The following is a 20,021-nucleotide window of genomic DNA, read 5'->3' as shown; positions in this document are numbered from 1 at the left end:
ACACCCTTTCTTGTAAAAAGTTTAGTAATTTGCTTTTTATGCAAGATTTACTACAAAACCCGCTATTTTCTAGTAAAAACCACTACATCTCTACATCATTTTCATAATAAAACCAACTCCTCTATATGAAGTTGGTTACTTATTATCTATCGGTATTAAACGAGCATTACAATTTCTCTCGTAAAACTCAATGGGACCTGCTTGTCCAATAATCGCATATTCATATCCATCTTGCTTCATATTATATAAACAATGATACAATAATTCTTTTCCTACACCTTTCACACGATTTTGTTTCGCTATGCCCATTGGACCAAACAATCCTTTCTTTCCTCTCACTACATCGTAACAGGCGAAACCAACTATTACTTCCTCCTGCTGTGCAATATAGATAGGTAACTTTTCATTATATGTCCGAAATCCGTAATCAACCGACTGTAACCACCGTTCACAAAATTCAGCCGCCACAAATCGTGATAACTTATCAAAATCAGAAGGACTAGCTCTTCTTACATGACAAAATAATGTGTTATAAGTAGGTTTAAAACTATTTAAATCAACCGCTAAGTCTCTCGGTGCAGCTGTAATACGTAATATATCTTCTTGCATTTGTGTATGTATAAATTCGCCAATATCTGTATCTACACGAAATAACGCATACATAATATGTCCTTCATTGATTACTACTTGCTGAAAGCGTTCCATACGTTTCTTCGCTATTTGTAAAATTTCTATCGCCTTATAAGATAGTTTATATTGCCCTATTTTTTTATACTCTTGATTATGTAAATCGAATCGTTTTCGTAACGAAAGTTTTTCTGAAAAATCTGGACCGACTTTATGAAACAAATACATATATAACTCAGCGCAAACTCCTGTACCTTCTTTACACATACCTATAAACAGATGGACCGGGTGAATTATGTTATACTCACTCTCTTCTGCTGCAATCTCCAATATTTTATGCACACGTTTTGTAAATTGAAATTCCTCCATATGTGTTTCCACCCTCTACGAATTTACTAACAAACCGTAACCATAAATAATTGAAACAATTACACCCACTACTAATATACCTGGAAGTAAATTTGCCACTTTAATTTTAATAAATCCGAGTAAGTTTAATCCGATAGCAGATATCATAATGCCGCCCGTAGCCGTCATCTCCACTATAAATTGGTTCATTAATTCTTTTGGGACAAAACTATTAATTTGTGTTGCAAAAACTGCAATACCACCTTCATATAAAACAACTGGAATCGCCGAAAATACTACGCCAATTCCTAGAGTTGTCGTTAATATAATAGAAATAAATCCATCGATAATTGCCTTGGTAAATAAAATATTATGATTTCCGCGAATCCCACTGTCAAGTGCACCAAGTATCCCCATCGCACCAATTGCAAAAATTAAAGTAGCTGTTACAAAACCTTCTGATATGCTTCCTTTCCCCTTCGATCCAACTTTATTTTCTAGCCAATCCCCTAAATGTTTTAACTTTTCTTCTAATTGTAACCATTCTCCAATTACCGTACCAATCACTAAACTCAGTATGACAACAAGAAAGTTTTCACTTTTTAATGCCATTTGAAGCCCAAGCACAGTAACCGCTAAACCGATTGCGTGCATTATCGTCCCTTTCATACTTTCTGGAATCCTACTAAATAATTTACCAAGTAAAGTACCAAATATAATACAAATCCCATTTACAACTGCTCCTAATATAACCATTTCTCATTCTTCACCCTTCGAATTCTTTATTTCTATATTTTGGTTTATACATTGATTTACAGGTTATCTATATGTTAACTTAATATTGAGAATATTAACAAATGTTTTCCGCTACATAACCCGCTGTTTTTTTGTAACTTTAATTACCTTTAATAGATTCAGTGTTAATTTAATTGCGGGATAATATTAAAAGGGAAGGTATATATGAAAACTTTACTAAAACGATTTTTGTTAATAGCCTTTTTCATTACACCGATTGTTTTATTAATCAATTACTCTTTTATTTCAAAAGCAAAAGACAAACACGATTTACAAAACAAATCTAGTAAAACCGCTTCAAAAAGCGAAAAGAAAATAGAAGACAAAGAAATCACACTCACCTTCTCTGGTGATACAATGTTTGATTGGCAATTACGTCCTATAATTGAAAAGAATGGGGCTGATTATCCATTCCAACATGTAAAAGAAGAAATAAAAAAAGCTGATATTTCTTTTGTGAATTTAGAATCGGCATTTACAACGAAAGAAAAGAAAGCACCTGGGCAATTGTTTTGGATTAAAAGTGATCCATCTACACTACAAGCTATTAAAAACACTGGATATGACATCGTAAATATTGGGAATAACCACACACTTGATTATGGGCAAGATGGATTATTAGATACGATTTCTCACGTAGAAAAATTAAAGTTCCCTTACATTGGAGCCGGAAAAAATGCAAAAGATGCATATACAGCACGAGAAATGACCGTAAAAGGGAAAAAGTTTAAATTTCTTTCCTTCGTTCGATTTATGCCTGATTCTAATTGGGTAGCTCGTGAGAATAAACCTGGCGTTGCGAATGGCTATGATTTAAATCTTGTAACAAAAACAATTAAAGAACAAAAACAAGATGCAGACTATTTAATCGTCTATATGCATTGGGGCGTTGAAAAATCAAACCGTCCGGTAGAATACCAAAAGCAATATGTACCTAAAATGGTTGAAGCAGGAGCTAACGCGATTGTCGGAAGCCATCCACATTGGTTACAAGGGTTTGAGTATTATAATAAAGTTCCTATCGCTTACTCATTAGGTAACTTTTTATTCCCAAGTTATGTGAATGGAAAAAGCGCCGAAACTGGCGTATTAACTTTAACTTTTAAAGGAAAGGATGTCCAAATGTCATTCAATCCTTATATCATTCGCAACAACCAAGTTTCCCCTGTAAATGAAGAAGAAAAGAAAAAAGCTCTTCAATATTTACAAACAATTTCAACTGATGTAGAAATTGATGATACAGGGAAAATAAAAAATAAACGAAACTAGACAGCTCAAGATCTATTTCTCTGTAATCTACTTTACAGAATAGGTGATAAACATGCTGAAAAACTTATTAGAAAATGTAAGTTTGTTAGAAAATATTTATAAAATGTCTATAGCCGTTCTACTTTTATGTTCAGTTTTTTCTGTTAGATTTCTAAAAAAAATAAAACGCGAACGAAAACTTACTACCTTTGAATTTACTATGTATGTAATTATTCGCATTGCGATATTTTTTTGGTTAACTAGCTTTATTCTTCTTGAATTTAATGAGTATCTAGTTTAACTATAAAAAAGATAGAACAAGCACTATATTTCCTCGCTTGTATCTATCTTTTTTATTTAGATGCTTATTCTTCCCTTCTATTAAATAAGCAAATCAAACAAAACAGGGTTTTTATTAAGCTCCATAAATTGAATATTATTTTCTTTAAAGCGAGTAATTAATTGCTCATAATCTTCTTTATGTTTTAACTCTACTCCGACTAATGCTGGACCATTTTCCTTATTATGTTTCTTAATATACTCAAAACGAGTAATATCATCTTCTGGCCCTAATCCTTTATCAAGAAATTCTCTTAACGCGCCTGAACGCTGTGGGAATTCAATGATGAAATAATGCTTTAACCCTTCATAAATGAGAGATCGTTCTTTCATTTCTTGCATTCTATCAATGTCATTATTTCCACCACTTAGCGTACATACAACTGTTTTACCTTTTATTTCATCACTGTATAAATCAAGTGCTGCAATAGAGAGTGCACCAGCCGGTTCAGCTACAATCGCATTTTTCTTATACAGTTCTAAAATCGTCGTACAAACTTTCCCCTCTGGTACTAAAACGATGTCATCAATTACATCTTTACAAGTTTCAAAAGTTAACTTTCCTACCTTTTTAACCGCTGCCCCATCAACAAAACTATCTATTTTCTCTAATGCGACATTATCATTTTGAAGAAAAGCCTCTTTCATAGAGGCAGCTCCCATCGGTTCTACACCAATAACCTTTGTAGTAGGACTAACACCTTTTACATATGTACCAACACCTGATGCTAATCCACCACCGCCGATTGCCGTAAAGATATAATCAACCGGTTTCTCCATATCATGCATAATTTCAACTGCCACTGTCCCTTGACCAGCAACTACATACGGATCATCAAACGGATGAACAAATGTCATTCTATTTTCTTCACAATAACACTGTGCTTCTTGGAAAGAGCTATCGAATGTATCACCAACTAATACAATCTCTGCGAAATCACCACCGAAAAATTGTACTTGTGATACTTTTTGTTTCGGTGTTGTTGTGGGCATAAATATTTTCGACGGAATCTTCAATAAATTACATGTATAAGCAACTCCTTGCGCATGATTACCAGCACTTGCACAAACAACACCGTTTTGTAACTTTTCTTTCGGTAAACTTTGAATCAAATTGTATGCACCACGAATTTTGAAAGAGCGAATTAATTGTAAATCTTCTCGTTTTACATAAACGTCACAATCATATTTCTCAGATAAAACTGTATCACGTTGTAACGGTGTTTTAATAACGATATCTTTCATGCAATTATGAGCCATTAAGATATCTTCAATTTTCACTCTCTCCTTTACCTTTTGCACCATTATATATCATCCTTATCTTTTTTAAATTGGCTCAATCAAAATGTGGGATTTTCAGAACAGCCCCTGTATTCGCCGATGTTACCATTTGTGCATAACGTCCAAGCCAGCCAGTTTTCACTTTCGGTTCTGGTCGTTTCCATTCTTTTTTACGCTTATCTAATTCCTCATCACTCACTCTTACTTCTAGCAAGCGTTCTTCAACATCAATACATACAATATCCCCTTGTTCAAGAAGTGCGATCGTTCCACCAGCTGCTGCTTCTGGTGAAATATGTCCTACTGAAATTCCACGTGAAGCTCCAGAGAAACGTCCATCCGTTAATAATGCAACCTCAGCACCTAATCCCATTCCAGCAATTGCTGATGTTGGTGCTAACATTTCTGGCATACCAGGGCCACCTCTTGGTCCTTCATAACGAATGACAACTACATCTCCTTTTTTCACTTTCCCAAGCATAATGCCAGCAAGTGCCTCATCTTGTGAATTAAAAATAACGCAAGGTCCTTCAAAACGCTTTACCTCTGTTGCACCGCTTTTAATAACCGCTCCATCTTTCGCAAGGTTGCCTTTTAATATACGCAATCCTCCTTCCTCACTATGAGGGTTTTCAAGAGAGTGAATAACTTCCTTATCTTTAATCTCTGCCTCAGCAATATTTTCTCTTAATGTTTGCCCCGTAGCAGTTATTCGATCAAGATGAAGTACTCCTTCTTTCCGGCTCATCTCTTTCAAAATTGCACTAATCCCGCCCGCACGATCAATATCTTCCATATGCCAATTGGAAGCAGGGCTTACTTTACATAAATGTGGTACACGTCTTGAAACGGCATCAATACGGTTCATATCGTAATCTAATCCAGCCTCTTGCGCGAGCGCCAATGTATGCAATACTGTATTTGTTGAACCGCCCATCGCCATATCAAGCGCAAACGCATCATCAATTGCTTCTTCCGTTACAATGTCTCTTGGTTTAATATCTCTTTCAATTAAAATTTTCAATTTCTCTGCTGCTTGTTTAATTAACTCTTCACGTCTTGGATCAATTGCTAAAATACTCCCGTTACCAGGAAGAGCTAAACCTAACACTTCACATAAACAATTCATAGAGTTCGCGGTAAACATACCCGAACAAGAGCCACAAGATGGACAGCCATGATCTTCAATATCTTTTAATTCTTCTTCTGAAATTTTCCCAGATTGATAAGCTCCTACTCCTTCAAAAACGGAACTCAGATCAACAACTTCTCCTTTAGATGTTTTTCCTGCTGCCATTGGGCCGCCTGAAACAAACACAGTCGGAATATTAATACGTAGTGCAGCCATCATCATACCTGGTGTAATTTTGTCACAGTTTGGAATACAAATCATGCCGTCAAACCAGTGTGCATTTACAACCGTTTCTACTGAATCTGCAATTATTTCACGACTCGGAAGAGAATAACGCATACCGATATGTCCCATCGCAATACCATCGTCAACTCCAATTGTATTGAATTCAAATGGTACCATACCCGCCGCACGAACTGCCTCTTTTACAAGTTTCCCAAACTCGTTCAAGTGTTTATGCCCTGGAATAATTTCAATAAAAGAATTACAAATCGCTATGAAAGGTTTATCAAAATCTTCATCTTTCAAACCAGTTGCTTTTAATAAACTACGGTGCGGCGCTTTATCAAAACCTTTTTTAATCATGTCACTTCTCATCTTGTCAAATCCCCTCTTACATATTTTTCATTTATACTCTCTCACTCTATTTCTTTACTAATTCTTTCGGTGCATGAATCCAACTCATCATTTCACGAAGCTCTGCCCCCACTTTTTCTAATTGATGATTTTGTTCTGCTTTTTTCATTGCGTTATACGTCGGACGCCCTGCTTGATTTTCTAAAATCCATTTCTTCGCAAATTCACCTTGCTGAATTTCTGTCAGAACACGCTTCATTTCCTTCTTCGTTTCATCTGTAACAATTCTCGATCCTGTTACATAATCTCCAAATTCTGCCGTATCTGAAATAGAATGGCGCATATTCGTTAATCCACCTTCGTACATTAAGTCAACAATTAGCTTTAATTCATGCAAACATTCAAAGTATGCAATTTCAGGACGATATCCACCTTCCGTTAACGTTTCGAACCCGGCCTTCACAAGTGCAGTTACCCCGCCGCAAAGTACAGCTTGCTCACCGAATAAATCCGTTTCGGTTTCTTCTTGGAATGTCGTTTCAATTACACCCGCACGTGTACAACCTACACCTTTTGCATACGCTAATGCTACATGTAGCGCTGTTCCCGTCGCATCTTGATGCACTGCGACTAATGCCGGAACACCATTTCCTTCTTGATATACACGGCGAACGAGATGACCTGGACTTTTTGGCGCAACCATTGCTACATCTACGTAACTTGGCGGATTAATTTGGCCGAAGTGAATGTTAAATCCATGTGAGAAAAGTAACATTTGTCCTTCACGGAGATTCTCTTCTACTTCTGATTTATATACATGTGCTTGCTGTTCATCTGGCAATAACATTTGTACAACTTGTGCGGTTCGAACCGCTTCTGAAACAGACATTACTTCAAATCCATCTGCTTTTGCTACTTCATACGATTTACCAGGTCTAACACCAACTACAACTTCCACACCTGAATCACGTAAATTTTGTGCCTGCGCATGCCCTTGAGATCCATAACCAATTACCGCAACTGTTTTCCCTTGTAATAACTCTACATTTGCATCTTTCTCATAATACGTTTTCATACTCCATACACCCCTTATAATTTATTTACTTGCAGTACATCAATTAATTTTTTCAACTGACTAACAAGTAATGTCGCTTCATTTTCAGTACAAACTGCTGTGAGTTTCATTTCAGAAACGCCACTCGTATCTCTTTCGTTTAAATGTAAAGAAGAAATATAATAGCCACGCCGAGCAAAAATTCCACTTATACGTAATAAGACACTTGGCTCGTTATGAATAACGAGTGAAAAAGTATGACTCATTCTTCCCACCTCTTCATAATCATTTCGTTATTCCCTTTGTTTGGCGGAACCATCGGAAATACGTTTTCACCTTCTTCTACACAAAAATCAACTACGACAGGACCTTCGTGAGCAAATGCTTCTAACACCACTTGTTTCGCCTCTGTTGAATTTGTCGCCCTTAATCCCTTCACTCCATAAGCTTCTGCCACTTTCACAAAATCTGGTGAGCCAATTTTTGACTCTGATAAACGATTTTCATAAAACATTTCTTGCCATTGCCTTACCATCCCTAAAAATCTGTTATTTATAATAAATACTTTTACAGGGATGTTATTTTCAGCAATTGTTTGTAGTTCTTGAATGTTCATTTGAAAAGAAGCATCACCTGCAATACAAACGACGAGTTCTTCTTCTTTTGCAAGCTGAGCACCAATTGCCGCTGGGAACCCAAACCCCATTGTTCCTAATCCTCCAGAGGTAAGGAACGTCCGAGGTTTTCTTGCTTTATAGAAGTGAGCAGCCCACATTTGATGCTGTCCTACTTCTGTTGTGACAATCGCTTCACCATTCGTTAATTCACTTACTAAGTTGATCACATGCTGTGGTTTTAACTCAGATTCTTTTTGCTTATAAGAAAGTGGATATTCTTCTTTCCATGCCTTTACTTTCTGAAGCCATTCATCTGTTTGTGTATAAATAGACATATGTAACAACATGTGTAACGCTTTTTTCACATCACCAACAATCGGATGCTCTACAGTTACATTTTTATGAAACTCAGAAGGATCAATATCAATATGTACTTTTTTCGAGTGCGGAGAAAAAAGTTCTAATTTTCCTGTTACACGATCATCGAAGCGAACACCTAATGCAAGTAGTAAATCACATTCTGTTACCGCCATATTAGCAGCGTATGTCCCATGCATACCAAGCATCCCTAGAAACAATGGATCTCCCGGTGGATATGCACCAAGTCCCATTAAAGTTGAAACGACTGGAATACGGTTCTCCCTTGCGAATTCGAAGAGTTCATCGGATCCACCTGAATGAATGACACCTCCTCCAATATAAAGAAGTGGACGCTTTGATTTTGAAATTGCTTTAGCCACCTCTCTAAGTTTCATGCTGTCTGGTACAAGTTCTGGTTTGTACCCCGGAATATCAACTTCTTCATTAAAGAAACTGGTGACTTTTGCATTTTGAACATCTTTTGGAATATCGATTAATACTGGTCCCGGTCGTCCGCTTTTGGCGATGTAAAAAGCTTCTTGCACAATTCGTGATACATGATTTACATCACGAACTTGGTAATTATGCTTCGTAACAGGTACTGTAATTCCGACAACATCCGCTTCTTGAAATCCATCTTTACCAATTAAAGGCGTTGCAACTTGGCCGGTAATGACAACTAAAGGAATCGAATCCATATAAGCGTCTGCTAAGCCCGTAACTAAATTTGTCGCCCCTGGGCCAGAGGTAGCAAAGACTACCCCGACCTTCCCAGAAGCTCTCGCATATCCTTCAGCCGCATGAATGGCAGCTTGTTCATGACGAGTTAAAACATGTTTCAAACCACTTTCGTATAACGCATCGTATACTGGTAAAATCGCTCCGCCTGGATAGCCGAAAACGGTCGTTACACCCAATTTCTTCAAACCTTGAATCACGTGCCCAGCGCCTGTCATTTCTTCACACTGTAACTTCTCATACGCTGTATACTGCTGCTTCATTTCAATTAACTCCTCTCCTTATTTATGCTAAGCTTTCCGTCAGCCCGGGAACACGTACTCCTCTTTCTCTCGTTAATTTTTTAAATTCTTCGGTCAATTGTTTCGTTACACTTCCTGGTTTCCCATCTCCAATTTCTCTCGAATCAACTTTTACAACTGGAATTAACTCCGCTGCTGTTCCTGTTAAAAATACTTCATCCGCTACATATACGTCATGGCGAGTGAATGGTCTTTCCTCACACGGAATACTCAGTCGTTCACATAGCTCGATAACACTATTTCTCGTAATACCTTCTAATGCCCCTAAATAGGATGGCGGGGTTAATACTTTTCCATCTTTCACAACGAAAACATTATCGCCAGAACCTTCACAAACATATCCTTGTTGATTTAACATAAGAGCCTCTAACACTCCTGCTTGTGCCGCCTCAATTTTTACAAGTACGTTATTTAAATAATTCATTGACTTAATACGTGGATCTAACGCGTCTGGCGTATTACGTCTTGATGCAACAGATACAACGCTTAGCCCATTATCATAAAATTCTTGTGGGAATAACTTTAATTGTTCTGCAATGATAATTACGCTCGGCTTCACACAACTTCTCGGATCGAGTCCTAAGTCACCTTTTCCTCTTGAGACAATTAAGCGAATATAAGCATCAGCGTATTCATTTTTTTGGAGTGTATGTAAAACTGCTTCTTCCATTTCTTCTACCGTCATTGGAATTGTTAGTAAAATAGATTTCGCTGATTCATACAATCGTTTCACATGTTCTTTTAAACAAAATACATTTCCTCCGTAACTACGAATCCCTTCAAATACACCGTCTCCGTATAAAAAACCGTGATCATACACTGAAACAACTGCCTTTTCTTTTTCTACAAATTCCCCATTCATGTAAATGTACTGGTTTCCCATCTCACATCGCTCCTCTTTTTTCTCTATTTTTGCAATCTATTTCTACATCGATTGCTGAGATGAGTAATTTTAACAGAATATTCAGTATATAAATCTTAAAAATATACTCGTCTCAACAATCGATTACTTACATACTTGTAGCAATCCATTGCTGAGACGAGGGAATCGTGGTACCACTCAGCTTCCTTATACTTCTCACGAAATATAAGCTCTGCAAGTCCAATTAGACTTTTGTTTTTCTATCGGGAACAACCCCGCTACTTTTTACTAGTTTTCAAAAGTAGTGCTCCAAGGTGATTTTCAATGAGTGAATTGTTACCACCCTCACAGCCTCGGGGCAGCTCTCTGAAACAATCTTTATCATTTACTCTCCTCTTCTACGCATTCTCTTCTTCTATTTTTAAAAATAAAAACTCTCGCCTCAGCAATCAACTACTACAATTTAGTAGCTTTGATTGCTGAGGCGAGAGTTTCGCGTTACCACTCAGCTTCCTTATACTTCTCACGAAATATAAGCTTTGTAGGTCCAATCAGACCTCCGTCCTTTTACCGGAGACGATGCCGCCGCCCTCTACTCAGTTTCCCTTTCGCAAGCGATGCTCCGAGGTGATCTTCAATGATTCGATTGTTACTACCCTCACAGCCTTGGAGTAGCTCTCTGAAACGATCATAATCATCTACTTTCCTCTTCTTTGCATATACAACATATAAAGTTAGAAAATTCTTAATTAACTTTTATTTGTTACACGTATTATAGGACGTTGTTCTTTTCGTTGTCAACATGTTTTCTCAAAAAAATCAAAATTCATTCTATTTATTTTTTCTCAAATCAAAATTGGAATGCATTACTTACATACACTCATATATTACTTAAGTATGTTTGCATTACTACATAAAGAAAAACTTATAAAGTTTATGAGGAGATGAGGAAACTATGTTAAAAGGGAAAGTAGCGTTAGTTACAGGAGCAAGCCGAGGAATTGGACGAGCGATCGCTAAACGTTTAGCAAATGACGGTGCATTGGTTGCTGTTCATTACGGTAATCGAAAAGATGACGCTGAAGAAACTGTTCATGAAATTCGATCAGATGGTGGCCAAGCTTTTTCTATCGGCGCAAATTTAGAATCCTTACACGGTGTAGAAAACCTTTATAACGCTTTAGATACTGAATTACAAAAGCGCACTGGTGAAACACAATTTGATATTTTAATAAACAATGCTGGCATTGGTCCTGGTGCTTTTATTGAAGAAACGACTGAACAATTTTTTGATAGAATGTTTTCAGTAAATGCAAAAGCACCATTCTTTATCATTCAACAAGCACTGCCACGTTTACGTGACAATAGCCGAATTATTAATATTTCATCCGCTGCCACCCGCATTTCTTTACCTGATTTTGTTGCATATAGTATGACGAAAGGCGCTATTAATACAATGACTTTTACGCTAGCAAAACAGCTTGGAGCACGAGGAATAACGGTGAATGCAATACTTCCAGGATTTATTAAAACAGATATGAATGCAGAACTCTTGAGCGACCCGATGATGAAGCAGTACGCTACTACTATTTCCGCTTTCAATCGCTTAGGTGAAGTAGAAGACATTGCCGATACTGCTGCATTCCTTGCTTCTCCAGACAGCCGCTGGGTAACTGGACAATTAATTGATGTGAGCGGAGGATCTTGTTTATAAAAAACATATATTTTCAAATCTTTTTTATTGCGCAATAAAACAATTTATATAATACTATATAAAACATATACATTTAGGAGGATTACAGCAATGTCCGAAAAAACATACGAACTCGCAACCTTCGCAGGCGGTTGCTTTTGGTGCATGGTAAAACCATTTGATGAACTTCCTGGTATTCATAAAGTACTTTCTGGCTATGCAGGAGGTCATGTAGAAAACCCAACATATGAACAAGTAAAAGCTGGAACATCTGGACATTTAGAAGTTGTTCAAATTACATTCGATCCTTCTATTTTTCCTTATCAGAAATTACTAGACTTATATTGGCCACAAATCGATCCAACTGATGATGGCGGACAATTTTTTGACCGTGGTCCATCTTATCGTACCGCTATTTTTTATCATAACGAAACACAAAAAGGGCTTGCTGAAAAATCAAAACAAGCTCTTACAGAAAGCGGTATGTTTAAAGATCCAATCGTGACTGAAATTCGTCCTGCTGCACCTTTTTACGCAGCAGAGGAATACCACCAACATTTCTATAAAAAGAATCCAGAGAAATATGCTACTGAGCAAAAGGAATCCGGTCGTGAAGACTTTATTAAAGAAAATTGGCAAAAAAAATAATAAAAACGCATCGTGCTTTTTTAATACGATGCGTTTTTATTTTTGATAAAAGTACCATACAATGATGAGAACAACCGCTGTTAATGCCCAAAGCGCTACTTCATTTTTCACTCTACTCTTTTTCTTAGTCATTTCATCTCCTCCTAATAGCAATACAACGTATTCAAGATTTCCTCTGTTTCATTGTCCACCTTATATACATAAATACATCCTTACCAATCCTTATAACAAGACCACCAATAATTCCGATTGCAATTGAAATTACTAACATCTGTCCAAAACTAAAAGAATTTGTGTACGTTATGTAGAGAACGATACATATAAGTAAAACATCCGGTAAAGAAAGCAAAAACTTTTTAAGCATTTCTTTATCTCCTCTATACTTTATTTATATCTTCTACTGTAATTTTGAAATATAGTTTGTTCAAAAATTCCATTTAGACCCTCATTTTATGAAAAATAATAAGAATCCCTTTTCAAAAGAGATTCTTATTCAGTAGATTTAAGTTTAATTATTTTCTACATATCCTATTCCATAATTACTCCTAAAATAGAATAATATTACTAATCATTTATTGTAAATTGACTATTTGCCAGGCAACCGAATGTCGCGCCAGCTACCTACATCGCATTGGCCAAATTCATTATTACCTACCGCGACTACCGTGCCATCCGATTTAAGGCCAACAGTATGACAACGCCCCGCCGCTATCATATCTTTGGGCCATCGCTTCACTTTTTCTTTCGATAAAAGGTAATCCATGTTTTACCTCCTTGCATATAAGCAACTGTATCATAATAGATATTTTTATCAAATTTCATTATAAATCTACATTTACAAAGAAAGTTTATTTTACTTCTTTAAAAAATAAAAACCTCCAGTTTAAATACTAGAGGTTTTCTCGTTATTTCTTCAAGCGGTCAATAAAATCGTTCAATTTATCTAGCGATTTCATATTCTGATTGCAAGCTACACCATCTTTGCAAATGTAGTTTCCCTTTTTAACGAAAGTTCCTGGTACATCGCCTTTAATTTCAACTAAAAACATTCCTACTTCTTCATGCCCATGACATAATGAACAAATGCTTTTTTTATTTAAACTTTGGAACGTTCCTTGCAGACCAACAAATTTATTTTTATCATTTTTCGCTATAATAAATTTCCTGCTTGATCCCTTATCAATCCAGCTTAAATAAGATATTTCTTTCATATCCATTTCTTCCATATCAGGAAGTTTTAACTTTTTCGCCTTAGGAAATAACTTTTTTAATGTTTGTGCTGTAACTTCTTGAAACGGAATTACATACGGATTTATTTTCATTAAAAATGATTCTGCATCTTCTCTATTTTGAACTGTTAATACCGTATCAATTAACTCTTTCTGTTCATCCGTTAAATTCTCAAATACATGTATTATCTTTTCAATCGCAAGCGATTTTAACGCTTGAATTACACCTCTATCATTTGCCGTTGCATGCCCGTTTGCTAAAATATAAGCTTGTGATTTTATAAAATTATATTGATCACTTCTAATAAACGCTTCCATCTTTATCACTCCATACAAATTGTTGATCTAGTTTTATTGTATACAATGATTACGTTTTTTGATATGTAAAAGATAACTTAGAAACAAACATTACATATATCACTTATTCTCTACCGCTGCATTTCCTGACAAAAGAAGCCATCATCTGTTTTCCATTCCGCATATAATACGTCTTCAAATTTAGTAATTCCTTTTTGCTTTATTTGTTTATAAAGCCACCCTTCATCAAATCCCGCTTCCCTCAAATTATCCTTAACTACTTTTCCATCACTAATTAATGAAATTGGTAAGTATACAGGCTTATGTTTTAAACTTAAATCATTTACAGTAGGAGATTCGTATTTACTTTTTTTCAAAACGCTTATGTTTCCGTTAGGTTCCAATATCATATATTCAACTTCTCGGATTGAAAATATATCTTTTTGTTGCCTAAGCATTTGTTGTAATTGGTTTATATCCAAATGATTTACGCTTAATTGTTCACGATCAATCTTTCCATTACGAATAATAATTGAAGGATATCCTTCAAAAAACCTTCTTGTCCCTCTTACTTTTTGTGTTATCACTTCAATAGTATAAATTAAAATTACCCAAACAAATACTGAATATAAAATAGACCATACTTTAATTTTAGGATCATATATTGAATTTCCAACGAGCTCACCTAGGACGATTGCAGAAATAAAATCAAAGGGCGTTAGCTGAGATATTTGTGTTTTCCCTAATATTTTTGTAGCAATTAATAGAACAAAAAAACCAATTAAAAGCTCTATCGTTATTTGTCCAATATGATTCATATATGTTCACCTTTCTACTCTTCAAATGTTCTGTATAGCATTTAATAAAAAAACGGCACATTTTTTCTATTATCATGCCCGTTCACACTTCATATATCCAATACATATAAAACAAAAAGAGTCTGATTCAAAGTAATATATGAATCAGACTCTTTTCCTCTTATTTAGAATACACAATCTTTTTAATCGTTTCCCCAGAAAGAAAATATTCTTCTGCAAGTTGATGAATAGCAATCCCACTTTTAAACGCTTCTTTAATTGCTTTATTTCTTTCATCTAATTGTTTTCTTCCGCCAGATCGTGTACCCCATTTATAATGTTTCGTTTCTTGTTTCGGAATGTAAATTGTTTCACCTTGTATATACTTTTGAATTTCAGTAATTAAACTCTCCGGTAAAACAGCATTAGCTTTTACGTATTTCATTTCTGCTCGCCCCTTATTTTTTATGGTTCATTTCAATAAGGTGCAAAGCCAAATATAAAAAATGATACGAGCTCATATAGGCGATTGTATATTACTTGTCTACCTCACGCAAAGTATCGCCATTTCCATACTTGGCTTTGCATGAGACGTTGCAGTGTCTGGCAATTGAATTATAATCGCCATATAAACACCTCCTAATATACCTTTTGTATTTTATTATATGATAAATTCCTTCTCCTTGCATCCACGCCCTTCTTAAAGCACGAAATTACTTAGTTTGATATAATACTTTTTAATTGAATCAAAAATCATTGTGAGGTTACATTATGAAGAAAAAAATTATCATTACGATCGTTACACTATTTTTTATTATCACGGCATTATTCGGAACATACAAATTGATGAACGCAAGAAGCTTTCAATTATTTGGAAATTTAACACAATGTGTAGAAACAAATGAAAAAGTGATCGCTTTAACTTTTGATGATGGCCCTACTAACAATGTAAAACAAATATTACCGCTACTAGATAAATACAACGCTAAAGCTACTTTCTTTTTAATTGGAAATGAATTAGAGAAAAATTTATCGTTAGGAGAAGCTATCGCGCAATCTGGGCACCAACTTGGAAACCATACATATTCTCATAATAGAATGGTTTTCAAAACACCTTCTTTTATTAAAGGTGAAATAGAAAAAACGAATTCATTAATCCGCCAAACAGGATTTACAGGCGAAATTGATTTTAGGCCCCCTAACGGTAAGAAGTTAATAGGGCTGCCATATTATTTAAATAAAAACAATATCGAAACAATCACATGGGATCTTGAGCCCGATACTTTTTATAAATCTGCGGCTGATAAAATTAAATACGTTAATAAAAATGTAAAACCAGGTTCTATCATTTTACTGCACTCTATGTATGATGAGTCTAATGAAAATTTACAAACGATTGAAGGTATTTTAGATTCTTTATCTAAGAAGGGATATCAGTTCGTAACGGTAAACGAACTGCAAAAAAGAGCAAAATAAAAAGGTAGCGTATCTTTGTATGATACGCTACCTTTCTTTATATAATGCCAAGTACATTTAAGAATACGATAATAATCGCAATTGGTGCGATAAAGCGAAGTAAGAATAACCATAACACAAATACTTTGTATCCTTTATTTTTACTTACACCTAGCTCTTTCATTAATACATCTTTCTTCATTTTTAAAGGAACAAAGATAGAAACTAATAATACACCAAGTGGCATTAATACGTTACTTACTGCATAGTCCGCTAAATCAAAGACTGTCTTCCCGAAAATCTTCAGATCACTTAATATACCGAATGATAATGCTGATGGTACCCCAACAACGAAGATTAATAACCCTACGATTAAGGCCATTTTTTCACGTTTCCCTTTACCTTTTGATGTTAACGATGCAACACTAATTTCTAACATCGAAATTGCTGATGTAATAGTAGCAAAGAAGAATAGTAATAAGAAAACGATGAAGAATAATTTTCCGAATGCCATTTTACTGAAAATAGCTGGCAGTACGATAAATAATAGCCCAGGTCCTTGAGATGGTTCCATTCCAAATGCGAACACTACTGGGAAAATTGCAAGTCCTGCAAGTAATGTAATAACAAGAGTTAAGGCTACGATAGAAAATGCTGAACGTGGTAAGCTTTCTTCTTTCGGTAAGTATGAGCTATACGTTACCATAACGGCTACCCCGACAGATAATGAGAAGAACGATTGCCCCATTGCGTATAATATAACTTCTGATGTTACATGTGAGAAGTCAGGTTGTAAGAAGAAACGAACTCCTTCTCCAGCACCATCTAACGTAAGTGCACGAACGATTAAAACAAAGAATAAAACGAATAATGCTGGCATGAAATATTTATTTACTTTTTCAACACCATTTTGTACACCTTTACTTACGATGAAAATAGTAATTAGGATGAATAATAGCTGTGACCCAACTGCTAAATATGGATTGGAAATGATTTCACCAAACGTAGCTTCGTATGCCCCATTTCCTTCCCATAGTCTACCTGTAATTGCATTCCATAAGTATAATAAAATCCAGCCTCCTACAACACTGTAGAAAGAAAGTAGTATGAAACAAGTTACAATTCCTAATTTCCCTAACCATGGCCATAATGTTTTTGGTGCGATTTCTCTATATGCATCAACGGCCTCTTTTTGTGTACTTCTTCCGATAACGAATTCAGCTAATAATAGTGGTAAACCAATTAATAATGTGAAACCGATGAAAATTAGGAAGAACGCGCCGCCTCCTCCAATGCCGGCCATATATGGGAATTTCCAAATCGCCCCAAGACCAATTGCCGAACCTGCTGCAGCTAATACGAAACCTAATTTCGATGTCCATTGCTGTGAATTCATTTGTTAATCTCCTCTCTATCTCTTTTTCTTTGTTACAATTCGGTATTTATATTGTTCTATCAATACTCTTTTCTAATACGTTCACTTCCTCCCTAATAATAAAAAAACGCCCCTACGTAAATACGTAGGGACGACAAAAATATCGCGGTACCACCCTAGTTGTGAAGAACACTAAGAAACCACCTAAATAAAAACGCCCCTACGCAAAAACGTAGGGACGATAAAATATCGCGGTACCACCCTAGTTATGAAGCCACACCAAAGTTAGGAGCTAAATAAAAAACGTCCCTACGTAAATACGTAGGGACGATAAATATCGCGGTACCACCCTAGTTGTGAAAAAATCTTCACCACTTTATTTGATAACGGTATAAACTACCGTCTTTCATTTCCTCAAAATATGAGATTTATGAAAGATGCTCCAGGACGAACTTCATGAATAATCTATATACTGATTCACACCAACCATCAGCTCTCTGAAATAGGGAGATATTCACTACTATACCCTTTCATTGCCCAAATATTATTTTCCGAATTGATTACTATCATTTTTATCACACATTAAAAATAGTGTCAACTTATATTTCGAATTTTTATGTATTACAATCTATTTAAAAATTCGAAATATAAGTTTTAGTTTAGAAAACAAGTAGCTTAGTACATAACGAATTCTAACAGGCAATAGAAAAAGAATTACGTATTATTGATACTTATTCAATAATACAAATCATCTAGAAACATAACCTGTCTCTCTGTATTCATTTTTTAAGAGTTTGATGGATACCAAGAAAATTTCGCATCACTATCCAGTGGTCTATTTTTTGTTTCTTCTTTAATTACACGAAACCATTCATTTAGAATTTGAGTTTTGGGCAATTGAGCAGCAAGGCTATCTTCCCAAATTATATGTGAGAACCAGGCTTTCGTTTCCCATTCAAACTGCAATTGTGCGAACGAAATTATAGGGTGATCAGCTCCACGAAATTGCTCATTTACTGCATTTGAAACTTCTGGAGCTTGCGGTAACAACTCGTTCTGAATTCTATTTCTTATCGTCTCATTTTCTAGCTGATCCCAGAAATACAATTGCCCATTTATTTGATAAAAAATATCAAAAGAAGCCTCACCTTTCTTCAAATTCAATAACACGAAGGCACGTTCCACATCATTGTCAGCCGCTTTTACAGCATTAACAATTATATTTTGTGCCATTGATACCCAGTAACTAGTCGCTTCCTCTACCGGTGATTCAACATACAATTCTTCACTTAATTCATGAAGAGTAGCTTCTTGCTCATTTACTTTTTCAACTTTTTTAAAAAACCTATTAAAAAAACCCATAACTTCCCCCTTATTACTATTTTCTATTTCACAAAATAAAAAATAGATTTTTCTTGCTCATCCACATTTACTCCTGGCGCGTATGTATGAACTTGTTGCAACACTTCTTCTATTAGCAACTCTAACTCCTGCACACTTTTTTCTGGATTCCCTATTAATGTGTCCGCCATACGTTCATATAATTTTTCAGGTTTAATAGTCATTCGTTCCACATTATTAGGCATCCATTTAAACGCTGGATGATGTACGTACATTTTATTCAAACCAAATAAAACACCGAATACGTTCCTTTGTACTTCGCAAATAACGTCATAAAGCATAAGCCAATCTTTCCGTTTTAAAAGCGCCTTTCGATTGTGCCAACGATTACTTAACCATAGATTTTCTGAAATCATCAGTTTTGCTAGTTCATCTGGATATGCCGCTACTTTTTCTTTTAATTCATTCACTTTCCCTTCTCCATACAAACTAACACCATCATGAATGGATGATACAATACATTGTTTTTCATAATTTATATCATATTGATCCACCACATCCGAAATTACTTTCTCTACTGTCTCTGTTAAAAAGTTACTAATCTCTAATTTAATTCCCTCTTTCGTTAAATACGTTTCCGACCATTCTTCTTCCTCATACGGATGATACGATAATATTTTCCCATCAATATGATAAATAGGGGCCCTACGATCCTCATCTTCCGGCGGTGTTGACCATAAAATATGTAATTCTATATCTGAATGTTCATCTTCAAGCTTTCTAGCTACTGAACCCGCTAAAATAATAGCTTCTACTTTCGGATTTTGCCTATAAATCTCTGACATCTCTATCGCTCTCTCTTTTAATCCCATTTCATTTCCCCCTAAAATTGCAGTAATCCCCTATA

20 protein-coding genes, 1 pseudogene and 2 other annotated features are annotated in these 20,021 nt (G+C 35.5%); of the genes and pseudogenes, 5 read left to right on the top strand and 16 right to left on the bottom strand.

Features of this window, described 5'->3' with window-relative positions; translation table 11 throughout:
- Window positions 1-135: 135 nt before the first annotated feature.
- Entirely contained in the window at window positions 136-996 is an 861-nt protein-coding gene (locus HMPREF2590_RS09590) for a GNAT family N-acetyltransferase (protein ID WP_000390847.1), read from the bottom strand.
- Window positions 997-1,011: 15 nt separating this feature from the next.
- A complete protein-coding gene (locus tag HMPREF2590_RS09585) occupies window positions 1,012-1,731 on the bottom strand; it encodes a DUF554 domain-containing protein (protein ID WP_000236036.1) in 720 nt (239 codons plus the stop codon).
- Window positions 1,732-1,935: 204 nt separating this feature from the next.
- On the opposite strand from HMPREF2590_RS09585, the gene HMPREF2590_RS09580 reads away from it, so the two are divergent.
- Window positions 1,936-3,039 (top strand): CapA family protein, encoded by a 1,104-nt coding sequence (locus HMPREF2590_RS09580; RefSeq protein ID WP_000854527.1) that lies wholly within the window; start codon window positions 1,936-1,938, stop codon window positions 3,037-3,039.
- A 52-nt stretch (window positions 3,040-3,091) separates the two neighbouring features.
- Window positions 3,092-3,319, top strand: a complete 228-nt coding sequence (locus tag HMPREF2590_RS09575) for a hypothetical protein (protein WP_000916802.1) — start codon at window positions 3,092-3,094, stop codon at window positions 3,317-3,319.
- An 80-nt stretch (window positions 3,320-3,399) separates the two neighbouring features.
- On the opposite strand, the gene ilvA is transcribed toward HMPREF2590_RS09575, so the two are convergent.
- The 6 genes from ilvA to ilvE are packed head-to-tail and all read right to left on the bottom strand — an operon-like array spanning window position 3,400 to window position 10,300.
- Entirely contained in the window at window positions 3,400-4,662 is a 1,263-nt protein-coding gene (gene ilvA, locus HMPREF2590_RS09570) for a threonine ammonia-lyase IlvA (RefSeq protein ID WP_000250325.1), read from the bottom strand.
- A 31-nt stretch (window positions 4,663-4,693) separates the two neighbouring features.
- Entirely contained in the window at window positions 4,694-6,367 is a 1,674-nt protein-coding gene (gene ilvD / locus HMPREF2590_RS09565) for a dihydroxy-acid dehydratase (protein ID WP_001255817.1), read from the bottom strand.
- 46 nt (window positions 6,368-6,413) lie between these two features.
- The gene (gene ilvC / locus HMPREF2590_RS09560; protein ID WP_000861136.1) at window positions 6,414-7,421 is read right to left on the bottom strand and encodes a ketol-acid reductoisomerase; all 1,008 of its coding nucleotides are present in this window, start codon (window positions 7,419-7,421) and stop codon (window positions 6,414-6,416) included.
- A gap of 14 nt (window positions 7,422-7,435) precedes the next feature.
- A complete protein-coding gene (locus HMPREF2590_RS09555; protein WP_000019916.1) occupies window positions 7,436-7,666 on the bottom strand; it encodes an ACT domain-containing protein in 231 nt (76 codons plus the stop codon).
- Complete coding sequence (gene ilvB, locus HMPREF2590_RS09550; RefSeq protein ID WP_000813474.1) at window positions 7,663-9,378, bottom strand: acetolactate synthase large subunit; 1,716 nt, start codon at window positions 9,376-9,378, stop codon at window positions 7,663-7,665. The genes HMPREF2590_RS09555 and ilvB overlap by 4 nt, the downstream gene beginning before the upstream one ends.
- Window positions 9,379-9,400: 22 nt before the next feature.
- Window positions 9,401-10,300, bottom strand: coding sequence for a branched-chain-amino-acid transaminase (gene ilvE / locus HMPREF2590_RS09545; protein WP_000528156.1), 900 nt, complete (start codon window positions 10,298-10,300; stop codon window positions 9,401-9,403).
- Window positions 10,301-10,449: 149 nt separating this feature from the next.
- Window positions 10,450-10,689: a binding site (T-box leader), on the bottom strand.
- 545 nt (window positions 10,690-11,234) lie between these two features.
- Between ilvE and HMPREF2590_RS09540 the strand changes: the two genes are divergently transcribed.
- Window positions 11,235-11,993 (top strand): SDR family oxidoreductase, encoded by a 759-nt coding sequence (locus HMPREF2590_RS09540; protein ID WP_000911808.1) that lies wholly within the window; start codon window positions 11,235-11,237, stop codon window positions 11,991-11,993.
- Window positions 11,994-12,083: 90 nt separating this feature from the next.
- On the top strand, window positions 12,084-12,620 hold the full coding sequence (msrA, locus tag HMPREF2590_RS09535) for a peptide-methionine (S)-S-oxide reductase MsrA (RefSeq protein ID WP_001291887.1): 537 nt from the start codon (window positions 12,084-12,086) through the stop codon (window positions 12,618-12,620).
- A gap of 163 nt (window positions 12,621-12,783) precedes the next feature.
- Here the strand turns inward: msrA and HMPREF2590_RS09530 are convergent, their stop codons facing one another.
- The 5 genes and pseudogenes from HMPREF2590_RS09530 to HMPREF2590_RS09510 form a co-directional block, all read right to left on the bottom strand.
- Entirely contained in the window at window positions 12,784-12,984 is a 201-nt protein-coding gene (locus HMPREF2590_RS09530; protein WP_000913386.1) for a hypothetical protein, read from the bottom strand.
- Window positions 12,985-13,224: 240 nt separating this feature from the next.
- A pseudogene (locus HMPREF2590_RS09525) lies at window positions 13,225-13,383 on the bottom strand (RCC1-like domain-containing protein); the annotation flags it as partial.
- A 142-nt stretch (window positions 13,384-13,525) separates the two neighbouring features.
- Complete coding sequence (locus HMPREF2590_RS09520; protein WP_000387073.1) at window positions 13,526-14,167, bottom strand: FusB/FusC family EF-G-binding protein; 642 nt, start codon at window positions 14,165-14,167, stop codon at window positions 13,526-13,528.
- Window positions 14,168-14,277: 110 nt separating this feature from the next.
- Window positions 14,278-14,964 carry a DUF421 domain-containing protein gene (locus HMPREF2590_RS09515; protein ID WP_001015535.1) on the bottom strand — a complete coding sequence of 229 codons (687 nt, stop codon included), beginning with the start codon at window positions 14,962-14,964 and terminating at the stop codon, window positions 14,278-14,280.
- 160 nt (window positions 14,965-15,124) lie between these two features.
- Window positions 15,125-15,388 (bottom strand): CD3324 family protein, encoded by a 264-nt coding sequence (locus tag HMPREF2590_RS09510; protein ID WP_000878325.1) that lies wholly within the window; start codon window positions 15,386-15,388, stop codon window positions 15,125-15,127.
- 326 nt (window positions 15,389-15,714) lie between these two features.
- On the opposite strand from HMPREF2590_RS09510, the gene HMPREF2590_RS09505 reads away from it, so the two are divergent.
- Window positions 15,715-16,419: a polysaccharide deacetylase family protein gene (locus HMPREF2590_RS09505; RefSeq protein WP_000726864.1), complete on the top strand. Its 705-nt coding sequence runs from the start codon at window positions 15,715-15,717 to the stop codon at window positions 16,417-16,419.
- 37 nt (window positions 16,420-16,456) lie between these two features.
- Here the strand turns inward: HMPREF2590_RS09505 and HMPREF2590_RS09500 are convergent, their stop codons facing one another.
- The 3 genes from HMPREF2590_RS09500 to HMPREF2590_RS09490 all read right to left on the bottom strand — a co-directional run bounded on the left by HMPREF2590_RS09500 (window position 16,457) and on the right by HMPREF2590_RS09490 (window position 19,986).
- Window positions 16,457-17,794, bottom strand: coding sequence for a sodium-dependent transporter (locus HMPREF2590_RS09500; protein ID WP_001088188.1), 1,338 nt, complete (start codon window positions 17,792-17,794; stop codon window positions 16,457-16,459).
- 299 nt (window positions 17,795-18,093) lie between these two features.
- Window positions 18,094-18,316: a binding site (T-box leader), on the bottom strand.
- Between the two features lie 243 nt (window positions 18,317-18,559).
- Window positions 18,560-19,135 (bottom strand): hypothetical protein, encoded by a 576-nt coding sequence (locus HMPREF2590_RS09495; RefSeq protein ID WP_000505545.1) that lies wholly within the window; start codon window positions 19,133-19,135, stop codon window positions 18,560-18,562.
- A 23-nt stretch (window positions 19,136-19,158) separates the two neighbouring features.
- Window positions 19,159-19,986, bottom strand: a complete 828-nt coding sequence (locus HMPREF2590_RS09490) for a DUF4037 domain-containing protein (RefSeq protein ID WP_000523213.1) — start codon at window positions 19,984-19,986, stop codon at window positions 19,159-19,161.
- Window positions 19,987-20,021: the final 35 nt, after the last annotated feature.

Origin of the sequence: Bacillus sp. HMSC036E02 (genome assembly GCF_001836235.1) — a bacterium.
Taxonomy (GTDB): domain Bacteria; phylum Bacillota; class Bacilli; order Bacillales; family Bacillaceae_G; genus Bacillus_A; species Bacillus_A cereus.
Note: the sequence above shows the minus strand (reverse complement) of the source record. Positions and strands in the feature narration are given on the sequence as shown.